The following is a 13,958-nucleotide window of genomic DNA, read 5'->3' on the forward strand; positions in this document are numbered from 1 at the left end:
CGCTATAATCCTTTTTATTGTAATAATTCATCTGCTTTGCCTTTTAACACGGCAACAAGGACCGCCTGTGGCTCTCTACTACTACGTTAATAAACAATCGGGATATAACGATAATCATGTTGTTCATGCCGCGGGCTGCCCCCATCTTCCTGACATGGATAACCGACTGTTTCTGGGCAGTTTTTATCATGTGAATGCCGCCATTCTGCAGGCAAAAAAATATTATGCGGGAGCCATCGGCTGCGAAAACTGCTGTCCGCTTAATCACAGCGACCCGCAGGCCAGTCAGCTTAGTGTGGCCCTGAAACATACTACGCCATCGCGTTAATCAAACGGACAGCCCAGAGGTGAAACGCTTCCCGCTGTGCTGTTCCATGACATCCTGCCTGAGGGTAACCCGCTGCTCTGAATGATGATTGCACCTCTTCGCTCCTGATAACCTCAGGCTATCGCCCTGTGACAGGGAGATAATTAAAAATCAGCAATAAAAGGCATTTATAAGGTTTCGCTTCCCGCTTTATTCACTACAATGGTCAGTAATTTGTGACGCAGGTCACTTTCACTGGATGTTTCTGCCACATCCGATTTCGCTGTACTGACTGACTTGACTCCTCATGCAACCAACAACTGTTTCACGTAAAACTGCCTGGCTACGCGTGGTATTGCTGGCCATCGCCGCATTTGTCTTCAATACCACCGAGTTCGTGCCGGTTGGCCTGTTGTCCGATATCGCTGCTGACTTTTCAATGCAGACGGCTGATGTCGGGATCATGCTGACCATCTACGCCTGGGTAGTCGCACTGCTTTCACTGCCGCTGATGCTGCTGACCCGCAACATTGAGCGACGGCTGCTACTGGGCGTGTTGTTCCTGATTTTTATCGTCAGCCACATACTTTCGACCGTCGCCTGGGATTTCCGGTCGCTGATGGTATCGCGCGTCGGCATCGCCCTGTCTCATGCGGTGTTCTGGTCGATCACCGCCTCGCTGGCGATTCGTGTTGCCCCGGCGGGTAAAAAAACCCAGGCGCTGAGTATGCTGGCGACCGGTACCGCGCTGGCGATGGTGCTGGGCGTGCCGATTGGCCGCGTAGTGGGACAGTATCTTGGCTGGCGCACCACTTTCGGCGCAATTGGGCTTTCGGCTCTGGTGCTGATGATCATGCTGGTACGTATTCTGCCACGCTTGCCGAGTGAGCATACCGGTTCGCTGAGCAGCGTCCCGATGCTGTTTCGCCGTCCGGCGCTGGTCAGCATGTATCTGCTGGTGACGCTGGTGGTGACCGCGCATTACACCGCCTACAGCTATATCGAGCCATTTATGCAGACCGTCGCGCACGCCAGCGGCAATTTCACAACCCTGCTGCTGCTGCTGTTTGGTTCAGCGGGCATTATCGGCAGCCTGCTCTTCAGTACGCTGGGTAACAAATTTCCTTCCGCCCTGCTGATTGCAGCCATTGCGCTGATCACCCTTTGCATGGGCCTGCTGATCTTTGCCGCCGTCCGCCCTGCAGCTATCTCCACGCTGTGCGTTGTCTGGGGAGTGGCGATGATGATGATCGGGCTGGGTATGCAGGTGCGGGTACTCTCGCTGGCACCAGATGCCACGGATGTTGCAATGTCGCTGATGTCCGGTATCTACAATATTGGTATTGGCGCGGGCGCGCTGCTGGGTAACCAGGTCAGTCTCCATCTGGGCATGGCTGAAGTGGGGAATGTCGGCGGGATGATTGGTCTGGTGGCGTTGCTGTGGTGTGTTTATATTTTCCGACGCTATCCGCAGTTACGCAGTAACGGATAATCAGCGCGGTACTAAATAAAAAAGGCTTCAGATAAGTAGGTTTATCTGAAGCCTTTTTATGATTATTTATAGCGCCTGTTACTTATAAAGAACGGCTGTGCCATGCAGGTTGTTGCTGCCAGAGGTCGAAGTGATGCGGAAAGACTTTGCGCCGACATCGCTGGCCTTCTCTGACAGCTGCTGCTCCAGCGAGGTCAGATTCGTGCTGCCCGTTGCGCTGATGACACCGATTTTTTGCTGATCCAGCGGGGTGCTGCTTACCTGTTGGGCCGCCACGCTGGCAAAGGAGAGGCCACTTAGCACCGCCGCCGCGACCATCATATTGATACGTTTCATAACGAACCCCTTCTCACTTCATCTGTTGAAACCAAATTACTGATAAATCACAGCCGTGCCGTGCAGTTTATTCTGGCCGCTGGTTGAGGTGATGCGGAATGATTTCGCACCGGCTTCATCAGCTTTGGCACTCAGCTGTGATTCAAGGGAAGTCAGGTTGGTGCCGCCTTGTACTGAGATGGTGCCTACTGGCTGCTGATTAGACGGCTCACTGGTCACGAGATCAGCGGCATAAGCGCCAAAGGTCAGGGTAGTCAGTAGCAGTGCTGCCAAAATAGTTTTGATGGTTTTCATAAAATTCTCTCTATTCGGTATTTGAATTCGGATGGTCTGAGTCAAGTTGTCGTCGTTTAATTAACGAACGTTAAATAAATGATAGACTCTGATCCGATTCGTCGTCAATATTTATTTAATGAGCGTTATTTTATTCGTGATGTGGCGTGATTATGGGCTTCAGCCCCTTTTCTGACTTAACCATAGGGGCGGTAAGATTGCGCCGACGCACAAAATGACAACGCTTGTGGGTGACGTTTTTAATGGACCTTGCACATTTTTATAATGATCGGTAATTTAATAAGATGTTTTACTGTCTGAGAGGGTGTATGAGTCAGGTTCAGGATTGCGATGTAAAAAAATGCCGCGGCCGACCCAAAGTGTTCGATCGCGAAGCCGCGCTTGATAAAGCTCTGACCCTGTTCTGGACGCACGGTTACGAGGGAACCTCTCTCGCCGATCTGGTCGCCGCAACCGGCGCAAAAGCGCCAACCCTCTACGCAGAATTTGTGAATAAAGAGGGATTATTTCGCGCAGCGATGGAGCGTTATGTAGAGAAGTTCAGCGCATGGCGTAAAGCGGCATTAGGCGATGATCAGTTACCGGTGGATCGGGCCATTGAAGCCTATTTCCGCTCTACTGCTGCCTGTTTTACCGAACGTGACTCTCCCGGTGGGTGCTTCTTTATCTGCACCTCAACTGCCCTGTCGGCGGCGTCGGCAGAGATTGCCGCCATGCTACAACAGCAACATCAGTCGCAGGAGCATGTGCTGAGTGATTTTTTGCTGGCGCGCCAGCGACGTGGCGAACTGAGTGCGGCAGTAAATATTCCGGCGCTGTCACGTTATCTGAGTTGTATGCTGCAGGGCATGTCAGTGCGCGCGCGCGAAGGCGCAGAGCGTGACGATCTTGAGGGTATTATTGATACGCTGATGGCCATGTGGCCAACGCTGACCGGCTTGTGTCAGGCTAAGCGTTAGAGTATCAGGGCGGCGATGCCGCCCTTTCCCTGCTTTATTCCAGAAAGAACACTGGTTTCAATGACTGACTGATCGGGCTGTTATCCGCATTAGACGGCATCACATCTTTCATTGATGCCCACCAGCGCTGACACACCTCGGTTTTTGCCACCGCTTCCCAGCGTGCTTCAGATTCAATCTCAACGCTGGCGAACAGCAGACTCCGCTCTGCGTCCAGCCAGATGGCATAGTTATGCGCGCCGTGTGCTTTCAGCGTCTCAGCCAGTTCAGGCCAGATTGGGGAGTGACGACGCTCATACTCTGCATGACAGTCGGCATTCACCTGCATCACAAAGGCTTTACGCAGCATTGGCTGGCCCCACATCCAGCGCCGGTTGCCACGGCTTCACGCCAAAGCGCTCACCCAAGGCAATCAGCTGTTCGGTGGTGATGCTCTGGCGAATTCCGCCCATTGAAAGCACTTTGACGATCACTTCTGACGATTTTTCCGCCGTATCAATCAGACCAAAGGTTTCATCGAGTGTCGGGCCTGTGCCAAAGACGCCGTGGAATGGCCACATCACCAGGGTGTGAGACTGCATCTGTCCGGCAGTCGCAGTGCCGATTTCATCGGTGCCAGGAACCATCCATGGCAGCACACCCACGCCATCCGGGAAGACCACCAGACATTCGGTACTGCCTTCCCACAGCAAACGGGTAAAGCGTGCAGAGTCCATCTCAACCACGTAACTCAGAGCCATAAAGTTGGTCGCATGGCAGTGCATTATCACCCGATCTGCGCCTTTGCTGACGGCTTTACGTACCGCATGAGACTGAAAGTGTGATGCCAGCTCAGAGGTGGGCAAACCGCCATTCGACAGGCCCCAGTGAATTTTATAGGAAAGTCCCTTGTCATCCACCTGCAGCAGTGCCAGACAATCCGCCGGATCCAGCTGGACGTTGCGCATGAATTTACCTGACCCGGTTACCAGAAACCAGTCATTCGCCAGCACTGGCGCTGGCTGTGTCAGCTCAATGCAACGCGGCTCCTTATAGAAATCGGTGGCGAAGGGCTTAACCTCCTCCTCCAGCAGACGGAGGCTGACGTTACCGCCGTTACGTTCGTCCCAGCCCTTGAGCCACATGTCGCTGGTCGCTTTGACCATTCCCTTAACAAATCCGGAAGAAAGAATGCTTTGCATAATAAAATCCTTAACGTTGGCTCAAGATCTGTTGTTCATAATGACGGACATCGCCTAACCAGCTGGCATCAGCCGGGACGTCATGGCGCAGGCACCACGCTTCCCAGACCGCCTGCCATGGCAGTGATTTTTGCTCTTCCAGCAGGGTAAGCCGCGCGGTGTAATCGCCGCTGTTCTCGGCCTGCCGTAAGCGGTCGGTTGGCTCCAGTAAGGCACGCAGCAGCGCTTTTTTGGTATTACGGGTGCCGATAACCCAGGCGGCAATACGGTTAATTGAGGCGTCGAAGAAGTCGAGGCCGATATGCACTTTGTCGAACAGCTGGTGACGGACAATCTCACTGGCGATAGCCTGGGTCTCATCATCCAGCAGCACAACATGGTCGCTATCCCAGCGCACCGGACGGCTGACGTGCAGCAGCAGGCGCGGCACATAGAGCATGGCGGCGGAAATTTTGTCGGAAATCACTTCAGTGGGATGGAAATGTCCTGCATCCAGGCACAGCGCCGTCTGGCGACTGGCGGCATAGCCAAGATAAAACTCATTAGAACCTACGGTGTAGCTCTCAGCGCCTATGCCAAACAGCTTGCTCTCAACCGCATCGATATGATGATGCGGGTTGATTTTTTCTGAGATGATTTCATCCAGCGCACTCATCAGGCGCTCACGCGGGGCAAGCCGATCCACGGTGATATCTTTCATACCGTCCGGCACCCAGATATTCATCATTGAGGGGGTGCCAAGCTGCTCACCAAATGAAGCGGAGATGCGGCGACTCGCTTTGCAGTGGTCGATCCAGAACTGACGGACGGTTTTATCACTGTGCGATAGCGTAAAGCCATCAGCGCTCTTTGGATGCGAGAAGCAGCTTGGGTTAAAATCGAGGCCCAGCTTATTCTCTTTGGCCCAGGCGACCCAATTGGCAAAATGGGCAGGTTCAATGGCATCCCTGTCCACCGGCTTGTCGCTTTCAAGGTAGATAGCGTGCAGGTTCAGGCGTTTAGCGCCAGGAATCAGCGACATAGCCTTGTCGATATCACTGCGTAGTTCACTGGCATTCCGTGCCCGTCCTGGGTAGTTACCGGTCGCCTGAATGCCGCCGGTCAGTGCGCCCTGGGGGTTCTCAAATCCCCGGACATCATCACCCTGCCAGCAGTGCATGGAGACCGGAATGCGATCCAGCTGGCGGATGGCCTGCTCAACATCAACCCCATTTTCAGCGTAGCGTTGTTTAGCCAGTTCAAAAGCCTGTTCAATCTGCTTAGTCATAAGCGGGTTCCTTAGCGGGTTGACTCAGCGTCGCGAAGCGTGCCTGACTGGCACTGAAGACGCTGTGTGTTTGCGGTTCGAATTTTTCGAGTGGGAAGTTGTTAATGACGCTGCAGCGGAAATCAGCCACATCGGTCAGCTCGCCCAGTGCAATCAGCTGGCAACCAACGTTACCCAGCGTGGAGGCTTCAACCGGGCCTGCCAGGACCGGGATCTGGCAGGCATCGGCGCAGAGCTGATTAAGAAAGCGGTTCTGGCTGCCGCCTCCCACCACGTGCAACTGGCTGAAAGGCTTGCCGCGCAACTGAGCCAGCTCCTGGATTACTTCACGGTAGAGCAGCGCCAGGCTATCAAATATGCAGCGAGCCAGCGCAGCGGCAGATTGTGGCACCGGCATGCCCTGCTCTGCGCAGGCGTTCTGAATCTCATTGACCATGCTGTCTGGATTGATGAAACGCGCATCATTGGGACTGATGAGTGAAACACAGGCGGGCTGACGGGCTGTCTCTTCAATCAGCATGCTGAGATCGTCAATCTGCAGTTCGCTGCAGATTCGCTGCAACAGCCACAGCCCCATGATGTTTTTCAGTACGCGATACCCCTCTGCGCCGCCTTCGTTGGTGATGTTGGCGCGCAGTGCAGTATCGCAGGCATAGGGCTGCAGACTTTCGAAGCCCATCAGCGACCAGGTACCCGAGCTAAGATAGGCGGCGTCGTCCTGCATCCGCGGCGTTGCAAGAACTGCGCTGGCCGTGTCGTGAGTGGCGACGGCGATCACCGGAACCGCCGTGCCTGCGCGATTGATCCAGTGACCGACGGTATTGCCTGGTGCCTGCGGCTGGCCAAACCATCGCGCATCAACGCCCGCCCAGGCGAGCAAATCGCGATCCCACTCACCGCTGTGAATATTGAGCATTTGCGTGGTGGTCGCGTTGGTGTATTCCCAGTTGAGATTACCGGTCAGGCGATAATGCAGGTAGTCAGGTATCATCAGCGCATGCGCCACGCGGGCCTGCCAGTCGGGCTGCTGCTGATGCAGAGCGCGCATCTGATAGAGTGTATTGAACGGCAGAAACTGAATGCCGGTTCGGGCATAAATGGCGCTACGGCTGAGCTCGTGCTGCGCCTGCTCCATCAGGCCATGCGTGCGCGCATCACGATAGCTGACCGCTTCACCCACCGGCTCACCCTCTGCATCCAGCAGCACCATATCAACACCCCAGGTGTCGATGCCGATACTGTCAGGGACGATGCCTTCATCATCTAACTGAGCCAGCCCGGCGCGTATCTCCTGCTCCAGCATAGACAGATCCCAGCAGTCATAACCGGCACGACGCTGGCGCTTATTTTTAAAGCGCCGGACCTCACGCAGTGCCAGCTGGCGCTGCGCGGCATCCCAGCTGGCGAGCATAACCCGTCCGCTGGATGCGCCGAGATCGATAGCAACAATGTTTCTCCTGGTCATGGCGACTTTTCCCTGTGATTAAGTGGTCACAGAGTAAAAATCTTGCCTGGTCGTCACCTTCCCGAGAATGCCAACAGGCGTTAGTGGCTGGCAGATGGGCAAAGAACTTCGTGAGAGAGATCACAGAGATGGCAGCAGAGGCGATGTGACCCCTGCCGCAAATCTGTTAACTGCCAGGGATTTCTTGAAAAATCAGCATGATTCCTGCTGAGTCCAGCTGAAAATTCAAGGTAAGGTAACAGCGTCCTGATTAGACTGCGTTACGGTTTTGTTAAGCAGCGAGAGACGACGATGACCATATTGCACAGTGCAGATTTTTTTCCCGAAGGCGATTACGCGATAGCGATTGAACCCCGCATACCGCAGGCAGCTTTTCCGGAACATCATCATGATTTTCATGAGATTGTACTGGTGGAGCAAGGCTCCGGCATTCATGTGTTTAATGGTCAGCCGCAGACGCTATGTGCGGGCTGTGTCTGCTTTGTGCGCGATCACGATCGTCATCTCTATGAGCAGACCGACAATCTTTGCCTGACCAATGTGCTTTATCGCAGTCCCGGCGCGTTTCGCTTTCTCTCCGGGCTGCAGGCTTTGTTGCCCTGCGATCAGGACGGGCAATATACCTCTCACTGGCGTATCAATCATAAAGTAATGGCGCAGGCGCTGAGCGTGACAGCGAAAATGCAGCAGGACGATACCTGGTCGCTGGAGAAACAGGCGCACCAGGAACAGCTCTTTTTACAGTTGCTGGTGCTGCTGCGTGAAGCCTGTATTGACGGGCAGAGTCAGGATCAGGAGGCACGGTTGCATCGCCTGCTCGACTGGCTCGGCGACCATTACAGTGACGAGATTGTCTGGGAGGAGCTGGCTGATCGCTTCTCCCTGTCACTGCGAACCCTGCATCGGCAGATGAAACAGCAAACCGGCAGTACGCCGCAGCGCTATCTGAACCGTTTGCGGCTGTTACAGGCTCGTCATCTGCTGCGTCACAGTGATATGCGAATTACCGATATCGCCTTCCAGTGTGGATTTGGTGACAGTAACCATTTCTCAACCCTGTTCAGGCGCGAATTTGGCTGCGCACCGCGAGCGGAGCGCCAGCAGATGTTGTAAAGGAGCAAAGTATGGCGTTGATACTCAGTCGGGATGACTATTTTCCCGCCGCCAGTTTACCGGTGGCGGTTGCCGAAAGGATGCCCCAACCCTCCTTTCCGCCCCATCAACACGAATTCAGCGAAATCGTGATTGTCTGGCGCGGTAACGGCCTGCATGTCCTCAATGATCGTCCCTGGCTGATAACCTGCGGCGATGTTTTTTATATCCGCGACAGTGACTGCCATAGCTACGATAGCGTCAACAATCTGGTGCTGGATAATATCCTCTACTGCCGTGACCGCTTTGGCCTTAGCCTTGACTGGAATCAGCTCCTGCCACAACAGGGACCGGACTCGCCCAGCTGCTGGCGTCTGACCACGCGCGGCATGTCACTGGCCCGTGGTGTTATCAGCCAGCTGGAGCGTGAAAGCCGCAAAAGCGATCCGCTGTCAGTGCAGCTCTCTGAGGCACTGTTTTTACAGCTGGCATTGATTCTGCGCCGCCATGGTTACGCTGCCGATCGCCCCTGGGCATTGCCGGAGGGGGAACAGCTCGATCTGCTAATGTCAGCCTTGCAGGGTGCCCTTGCCCGTCCCTTCGATCTGGCGGCATTTTGTCAGCAGAATCAGCTCAGTGAGCGGGCGCTGCGGCAGCTTTTTCGTCAGCAGACCGGAATGACCATTGGTCATTACCTGCGCCAGTTGCAGCTCTGCCAGGCAAAATATCTGCTGCGCACTCAGGATTGCCTGATTAGTGAGGTTGCCGCCCGCTGCGGCTTTGATGACAGTAACTATTTCTCGGTGGTCTTCACCCGTGATACCGGTTTAACGCCCAGCGCCTGGCGTCAGCGATTTATTGCGCCACGGCAGGTTTTGAAAAGTGCCGAGTCTGAATAAAAAGGGCCTGTGTTGGAGGCCCATTCAACACCCTTGCGGCAAACAATTTAGCGCACTGAGATTGCCGCAATGAATGAGCAGCAATGCACATGCTACAAAGCGCAGGGAACACGGTCAGAAGAGGAAAGCGTCCCGCACCATGGACAAAAACGCCGGGAGCGTTTTTGAACAACCCAGAGCGTTGACCCGGTAACGGGTGCACCTCAGGGATGAGGTGCGTACTAAAAACGCCGGGAGCGTTTTTGAACAACGCAGAGCGTTGGCCCGGTAACGGGCGCACCTCAGGGATGAGGTGCGTATTAAAAACGCCGGGAGCGTTTTTGAACAACGCAGAGCGTTGGCCCGGTAACGGGCGCACCTCAGGGATGAGGTGCGTAATTGTGCGGGTAGAGCATGCCATGGATGGCGGCTTTTGCGTCTTTCCGATCTGATCGTGTTCCCTGAGCGCGCACGATCTGACCGCATCTTTGCTAACGCTAAGGGCCTGTTATTCAGGCCCTTCCTGCATAAAGACAGCATTACTCTTCGCAATCAGGCCGCCATACCCAGCCCGACGATGTTAGCGGCAATGATGATCACCACACAACCGATCGATAACACGCTCACCGGGCGACGCCCTGCTGACTTCCACTCTTTCATCAGCAGGCCCACCAGGCCACCACACAGAACGTAAAGGCTCATGTGCAACATCCAGCTGACGTAGTCATACTGCGCCGGGATTCTGGCGTGGCCCCAGGCGTAAAAGAAGAACTGCAGATACCACATGGTGCCGCCGAGCACCGCAAAAGCGGTATTGGCAATCAGCAGCGACTTCCCGACAGAGAAATCTTTACGTACCGACAGCTCAGGCCGGGTGGCCAGCCGCCAGAAACAGAAGGCCAGATTCACCAGTGCACCGCCGCCCATGATGATGACGTAGCTGGGTAAAGCCACATAAAGCGGATCGATGCCCAGATTAGCGGCGGCCTGATGCATCGGTTTCGCCGCATCCATCGCAAAGGACATACCCGCTGAGAAAATGCCGCACATTACCGCCAGCAGCAGTCCTTTTCTGAGATTAAACTCTTCGGCGTTTATTCCCAGCGCCCGCTCCTTTAATAGCCCGGCACGTGTCACAATCCCAACGCCAATCAGCGCCACCAGCACGCCCAGCAGGGTTAACCGGCCCCCCGCCGAGGCGAACAGTTCGCCAAAACGGCCCTGCAGGAGTGGCGTCATCAGCGTGCCGACCACCAGGGTAATGCCAATTGCGATACCGATTCCCATCGACATGCCGAGGTAACGCATGGTCAGGCCGTAGTTAATATTGCCAATGCCCCACATCGCGCCAAACAGAAAGACCGGCGTCAGTTGCGACAGCGTGAAACTGCTGTAATAGGTCATAAAGTCTGGCAGTAAAATGGCACTCACCGCCCACGGCAGGATCAGCCACGACATCAGGCCACCAATTGACCACATGGTTTCCCATGACCATCTTTTCACCTGTTTAAAAGGCGCGTAAAAACATGCGGCGCTGGCAGCACCGACAAAATGCCAGAATATACCTGCAATAATGGCGCTGTTCATTGTTATTCCCCGGTTAGGTTGAGGCCTGTCGGAAACCTGTCAGCTTCCGTTCAGCATGCAGTCTACGTTTTGCAGGAATTCCTCAGCCTTTGGATAAATGCCGGAAGCCGCAGCGAAGTGGCAATATTTACCCGTTATCAACGTTAAGGATCACAATTTCAACGTTGTCAGATAACCGGACAATGAATATGTTAAGTATCTTATTATTCTGACTTTTTTATCATTTTGCTGTGTGGCGCAGCACACTTTTAAACTGACTGCCATTTAAACTGGTATGGTGGCAAAAGGGCAAAGAAGCCTTCTTTACCGCAGAGAAGGTCGTATAAACTGGGGCAAATTGATTGGATCAGGGATTGGGATGACAACGAAGTGGTTAACACTGTTTCTTTCGCAGTCAGTCAGCCGGGTGATGCTGGATGATCTCCGGGCGATATTACCTGCAGATGCGATAAAGGTGTTTGTGAATGGTCTGGATGAAACGCACTATGCCACCATTGAGTGTGTGCAGGCGGAGCAACATTGCGCCCTTATCGCCTCGGCGATTGTGGTCTGGCGTCAGCTCGGCCATGTACATCATATTATTTATAAAAAAGGCGAGGTGCTGCGTGAGGAGAACGAGGCAACGCAGTTCCAGCTTTTCACCCTGCTGAAAACCCACCGCGCAGTCCTCCAGATCTCATGATAAGATCGCGCTCCCTGAAATCGCTGTTTGCAGCAGGTTGAATATGAGAATTGGAATTCTGTTTCCGATCGCCATCATCGTGGCGGGCGTGGGCTTTCTGGCGTGGTTTATTGGCAGCGGCCTGGCGATGCCAGGCTCCTGAGAGTTAGCGCAGCTGACTGTCTTTACTGCCCCGACGGTTATATAAGCTGCTGGTCTGCTGCTGTTTGTCGATTTTTTCCTGACACGCCACGCAGTAATGCACCCCTTTGAGTGCCTGACGGCGCGCTTCGGGAATCGGTTCGCCGCAGAGTTCACATTCGGTGGCGCTTTCGCCCTGCCCGAGCGATTGTCTGACCCGCTCAATCCCGTCGTTAACGGTGCTATCAATCTGTTCCTGTACTGCGCCTTCTGCCGCCCATCCGCTTGCCATGATTTAACCCCTTTTTCACGATTTCACTCCTTTAAATCTACAACAGATTGACGTTTTTGCCGCAGAACTCACCGATATCTGTGATTGGCTGCCATCCGGACCACCAGGCTGGCAATAAGCTAAAGGTCACGTTTAGCGATCTGTTTCACCCTGCTATCACATTACTGCAACGTATCGATAGCGGAGAGCTAAGCGAATGACAACACATCATCAACATTACATTAATGGCGAGTTTGTCGCCCATCAGGGTGACCAGTGGATTGAAGTCACCAATCCGGCCACTGAAGCGTTGCTGTCACGCATACCTCAGGGCACCCGTCAGGATGCCAGCCTTGCGATCAATGCCGCCGAAGCCGCTCAGCCGGCGTGGGAAGCGCTGCCTGCGGCAGAGCGCGGCGTCTGGCTGCACAAAATCGCCGGCGCCATCCGCAACCGCGAGCCTGAACTGACGGCAACCATCGTGGCGGAAGGCGGCAAAACCCAGGGACTGGCCAGGACGGAAGTGCTGTTTACCGCCGACTACCTCGATTACATGGCGGAGTGGGCCCGCCGTTATGAAGGCGAGATCATCAACAGCGACCGCCCCAACGAAAACATCTTCCTGTTTAAAAAAGCGATTGGCGTCACCACCGGGATTTTACCGTGGAACTTTCCCTTTTTCCTGATCGCCCGCAAAGCGGCGCCAGCCCTGATCACGGGCAACACGATTGTGATTAAACCCAGCGAGCTGACGCCGAACAATGCCGCACTGTTTGCCGACATTATCCAGACGCTGGGTCTGCCCACTGGCGTCATCAACATTGTCTATGGTCTGGGACCGGAAGTGGGACAGGAACTGGCGGCAAATCCTAAGGTCGGGCTGGTGAGCCTGACGGGCAGCGTCGGCGCAGGTATCGCCACCATGGAAGCCGCAGCTAAAAATGTGACCAAAGTGTCGCTGGAACTGGGCGGCAAAGCGCCCGCCATCGTGATGGAGGATGCCGACCTGGATCTCGCGGTGCGATCTATTATCAGCTCACGAGTTATCAACAGCGGCCAGGTCTGTAACTGCGTGGAGCGCGTCTATGTGCAGGAAGGTATTTACGATCGTTTTATCAGCGCACTGACTACCGCATTTCAGCAGGTGACGTTTGGCGATCCCGCCGAACGCAGTGATATCGATATGGGACCGCTGATTAATGCTGCCGCACGGAATCGGGTCGAGCAGAAAGTGGCAGACGCCGTTGCCGCAGGCGCAAAAGTAGTACTGGGCGGCAAGCGTGCCGGAGAGCGAGGCTTTTTCTTCCAGCCCACGCTGCTGACCGATGTCCGTCAGGAGATGGCGATTATGCAGGAGGAGATTTTTGGTCCGGTGCTGCCGGTAATGACCTTTAAAACGCTGGATGAGGCAATTGCGCTGGCCAACGACTGCGAGTACGGACTGACCTCCTCAATTTATACGCAGAACCTCAATACCACCCTGATTGCGCTGCGAAAACTTAAGTTTGGCGAAACCTATGTTAATCGTGAGAACTTTGAGGCGATGCAGGGCTTTCACGCCGGATGGCGTAAGTCGGGTGTCGGCGGAGCCGATGGAAAACATGGTCTGGAGGAGTATCTGCAGACCCATGTTGCCTATCTGCAATTCAGTTAAGCGCAGGCTCGATTTTCAGACCTGACAGAGTCATGACAAGACTGAATCAGTGTGAGTGTGGCAGCACCCTATAGGCTCAACGCGCAGGGAACACGGTCAGAGCAGGAAAGTGTTCCCCGCCACGGACAAAAACGCCGGGAGCGTTTTTGAACAACGCAACGCGCTGGCCCGGCAACGGGCGCACCTCAGGGATGAGGTGCGTACTAAAAACGCCGGAAGCGTTTTTGAACAACGCAACGCGTTGGCCCGGGTACGGGCGCACTTCAGGAATGAGGTGCGTACTAAAAACGCCGGGAGCGTTTTTGAACAACGCAACGCGTTGGCCCGGCAACGGGCGCACCTCAGGGATGAGGTGCGTACTAAAAACGCCGGG

The 13,958-nt window shown here is 54.6% G+C and carries 17 protein-coding genes; 8 read left to right on the forward strand and 9 right to left on the reverse strand.

Annotation, left to right across the window (positions count from 1 at the left end; genetic code table 11):
• Positions 1-67 precede the first annotated feature (67 nt).
• Together NIM72_RS21380 and NIM72_RS21385 are read left to right on the forward strand one after the other, a co-directional pair.
• On the forward strand, positions 68-328 hold the full coding sequence (locus tag NIM72_RS21380; RefSeq protein WP_253421966.1) for a hypothetical protein: 261 nt from the start codon (positions 68-70) through the stop codon (positions 326-328).
• Between the two features lie 286 nt (positions 329-614).
• Positions 615-1,799, forward strand: coding sequence for a sugar transporter (locus NIM72_RS21385; RefSeq protein ID WP_161735885.1), 1,185 nt, complete (start codon positions 615-617; stop codon positions 1,797-1,799).
• Positions 1,800-1,877: 78 nt separating this feature from the next.
• Here NIM72_RS21385 and NIM72_RS21390 read toward each other — a convergent pair whose 3' ends face one another.
• On the reverse strand, positions 1,878-2,135 hold the full coding sequence (locus tag NIM72_RS21390) for a YdgH/BhsA/McbA-like domain containing protein (protein WP_090960886.1): 258 nt from the start codon (positions 2,133-2,135) through the stop codon (positions 1,878-1,880).
• A 36-nt stretch (positions 2,136-2,171) separates the two neighbouring features.
• Positions 2,172-2,429, reverse strand: coding sequence for a DUF1471 domain-containing protein (locus NIM72_RS21395; RefSeq protein ID WP_253421967.1), 258 nt, complete (start codon positions 2,427-2,429; stop codon positions 2,172-2,174).
• 308 nt (positions 2,430-2,737) lie between these two features.
• On the opposite strand from NIM72_RS21395, the gene NIM72_RS21400 reads away from it, so the two are divergent.
• Positions 2,738-3,388 carry a TetR/AcrR family transcriptional regulator gene (locus tag NIM72_RS21400; RefSeq protein ID WP_222924005.1) on the forward strand — a complete coding sequence of 217 codons (651 nt, stop codon included), beginning with the start codon at positions 2,738-2,740 and terminating at the stop codon, positions 3,386-3,388.
• 34 nt (positions 3,389-3,422) lie between these two features.
• Here the strand turns inward: NIM72_RS21400 and rhaM are convergent, their stop codons facing one another.
• Genes rhaM through rhaB form a run of 4 tightly spaced genes read right to left on the reverse strand, consistent with a single transcriptional unit; the run spans position 3,423 to position 7,301 of the window.
• Positions 3,423-3,737: an L-rhamnose mutarotase gene (gene rhaM / locus NIM72_RS21405; protein WP_161735880.1), complete on the reverse strand. Its 315-nt coding sequence runs from the start codon at positions 3,735-3,737 to the stop codon at positions 3,423-3,425.
• Positions 3,727-4,569, reverse strand: coding sequence for a rhamnulose-1-phosphate aldolase (gene rhaD, locus NIM72_RS21410; RefSeq protein ID WP_253421968.1), 843 nt, complete (start codon positions 4,567-4,569; stop codon positions 3,727-3,729). Before rhaD ends, rhaM begins: the two co-directional genes overlap by 11 nt.
• Positions 4,570-4,579: 10 nt before the next feature.
• Positions 4,580-5,836, reverse strand: a complete 1,257-nt coding sequence (locus NIM72_RS21415; protein ID WP_253421971.1) for an L-rhamnose isomerase — start codon at positions 5,834-5,836, stop codon at positions 4,580-4,582.
• Complete coding sequence (rhaB, locus tag NIM72_RS21420; RefSeq protein WP_253421973.1) at positions 5,829-7,301, reverse strand: rhamnulokinase; 1,473 nt, start codon at positions 7,299-7,301, stop codon at positions 5,829-5,831. The genes NIM72_RS21415 and rhaB overlap by 8 nt, the downstream gene beginning before the upstream one ends.
• Positions 7,302-7,592: 291 nt before the next feature.
• Between rhaB and rhaS the strand changes: the two genes are divergently transcribed.
• Positions 7,593-8,414, forward strand: a complete 822-nt coding sequence (gene rhaS, locus NIM72_RS21425) for an HTH-type transcriptional activator RhaS (protein ID WP_150010171.1) — start codon at positions 7,593-7,595, stop codon at positions 8,412-8,414.
• Positions 8,415-8,425: 11 nt separating this feature from the next.
• Complete coding sequence (gene rhaR / locus NIM72_RS21430; protein WP_161735872.1) at positions 8,426-9,292, forward strand: HTH-type transcriptional activator RhaR; 867 nt, start codon at positions 8,426-8,428, stop codon at positions 9,290-9,292.
• Between the two features lie 531 nt (positions 9,293-9,823).
• Here rhaR and rhaT read toward each other — a convergent pair.
• On the reverse strand, positions 9,824-10,858 hold the full coding sequence (gene rhaT, locus NIM72_RS21435) for an L-rhamnose/proton symporter RhaT (RefSeq protein WP_222924000.1): 1,035 nt from the start codon (positions 10,856-10,858) through the stop codon (positions 9,824-9,826).
• A gap of 358 nt (positions 10,859-11,216) precedes the next feature.
• Between rhaT and NIM72_RS21440 the strand changes: the two genes are divergently transcribed.
• Positions 11,217-11,540 carry a hypothetical protein gene (locus NIM72_RS21440; protein ID WP_013357928.1) on the forward strand — a complete coding sequence of 108 codons (324 nt, stop codon included), beginning with the start codon at positions 11,217-11,219 and terminating at the stop codon, positions 11,538-11,540.
• 43 nt (positions 11,541-11,583) lie between these two features.
• A complete protein-coding gene (locus NIM72_RS21445) occupies positions 11,584-11,682 on the forward strand; it encodes a YoaK family small membrane protein (protein ID WP_008925225.1) in 99 nt (32 codons plus the stop codon).
• A 3-nt stretch (positions 11,683-11,685) separates the two neighbouring features.
• Here the strand turns inward: NIM72_RS21445 and NIM72_RS21450 are convergent, their stop codons facing one another.
• Positions 11,686-11,952: a DksA/TraR family C4-type zinc finger protein gene (locus tag NIM72_RS21450; RefSeq protein WP_098050469.1), complete on the reverse strand. Its 267-nt coding sequence runs from the start codon at positions 11,950-11,952 to the stop codon at positions 11,686-11,688.
• Between the two features lie 196 nt (positions 11,953-12,148).
• On the opposite strand from NIM72_RS21450, the gene aldA reads away from it, so the two are divergent.
• Positions 12,149-13,585 carry an aldehyde dehydrogenase gene (aldA, locus tag NIM72_RS21455; protein ID WP_253421976.1) on the forward strand — a complete coding sequence of 479 codons (1,437 nt, stop codon included), beginning with the start codon at positions 12,149-12,151 and terminating at the stop codon, positions 13,583-13,585.
• Between the two features lie 76 nt (positions 13,586-13,661).
• Here the strand turns inward: aldA and NIM72_RS21460 are convergent.
• Positions 13,662-13,958 (reverse strand): hypothetical protein (locus NIM72_RS21460; RefSeq protein ID WP_253421979.1); only part of this gene is annotated, 297 nt, incomplete at its 5' end.

Origin of the sequence: Pantoea sp. B550 (assembly GCF_024158165.1) — a bacterium.
Lineage (GTDB): Bacteria > Pseudomonadota > Gammaproteobacteria > Enterobacterales > Enterobacteriaceae > Pantoea > Pantoea alfalfae.

Excerpts from the sequence above, each read along its gene's own strand:
- rhaS (WP_150010171.1), top strand. The coding sequence starts at position 7,593 with ATGACCATATTGCACAGTGCAGATTTTTTTCCCGAAGGCGATTACGCG.
- NIM72_RS21445 (WP_008925225.1), top strand. The coding sequence starts at position 11,584 with ATGAGAATTGGAATTCTGTTTCCGATCGCCATCATCGTGGCGGGCGTG.
- rhaD (WP_253421968.1), bottom strand. The coding sequence starts at position 4,569 with ATGCAAAGCATTCTTTCTTCCGGATTTGTTAAGGGAATGGTCAAAGCG.
- aldA (WP_253421976.1), top strand. The coding sequence starts at position 12,149 with ATGACAACACATCATCAACATTACATTAATGGCGAGTTTGTCGCCCAT.
- rhaB (WP_253421973.1), bottom strand. The coding sequence starts at position 7,301 with ATGACCAGGAGAAACATTGTTGCTATCGATCTCGGCGCATCCAGCGGA.
- NIM72_RS21385 (WP_161735885.1), top strand. The coding sequence starts at position 615 with ATGCAACCAACAACTGTTTCACGTAAAACTGCCTGGCTACGCGTGGTA.
- NIM72_RS21415 (WP_253421971.1), bottom strand. The coding sequence starts at position 5,836 with ATGACTAAGCAGATTGAACAGGCTTTTGAACTGGCTAAACAACGCTAC.
- NIM72_RS21450 (WP_098050469.1), bottom strand. The coding sequence starts at position 11,952 with ATGGCAAGCGGATGGGCGGCAGAAGGCGCAGTACAGGAACAGATTGAT.
- rhaT (WP_222924000.1), bottom strand. The coding sequence starts at position 10,858 with ATGAACAGCGCCATTATTGCAGGTATATTCTGGCATTTTGTCGGTGCT.
- rhaM (WP_161735880.1), bottom strand. The coding sequence starts at position 3,737 with ATGCTGCGTAAAGCCTTTGTGATGCAGGTGAATGCCGACTGTCATGCA.
- NIM72_RS21440 (WP_013357928.1), top strand. The coding sequence starts at position 11,217 with ATGACAACGAAGTGGTTAACACTGTTTCTTTCGCAGTCAGTCAGCCGG.
- NIM72_RS21390 (WP_090960886.1), bottom strand. The coding sequence starts at position 2,135 with ATGAAACGTATCAATATGATGGTCGCGGCGGCGGTGCTAAGTGGCCTC.
- rhaR (WP_161735872.1), top strand. The coding sequence starts at position 8,426 with ATGGCGTTGATACTCAGTCGGGATGACTATTTTCCCGCCGCCAGTTTA.
- NIM72_RS21395 (WP_253421967.1), bottom strand. The coding sequence starts at position 2,429 with ATGAAAACCATCAAAACTATTTTGGCAGCACTGCTACTGACTACCCTG.
- NIM72_RS21400 (WP_222924005.1), top strand. The coding sequence starts at position 2,738 with ATGAGTCAGGTTCAGGATTGCGATGTAAAAAAATGCCGCGGCCGACCC.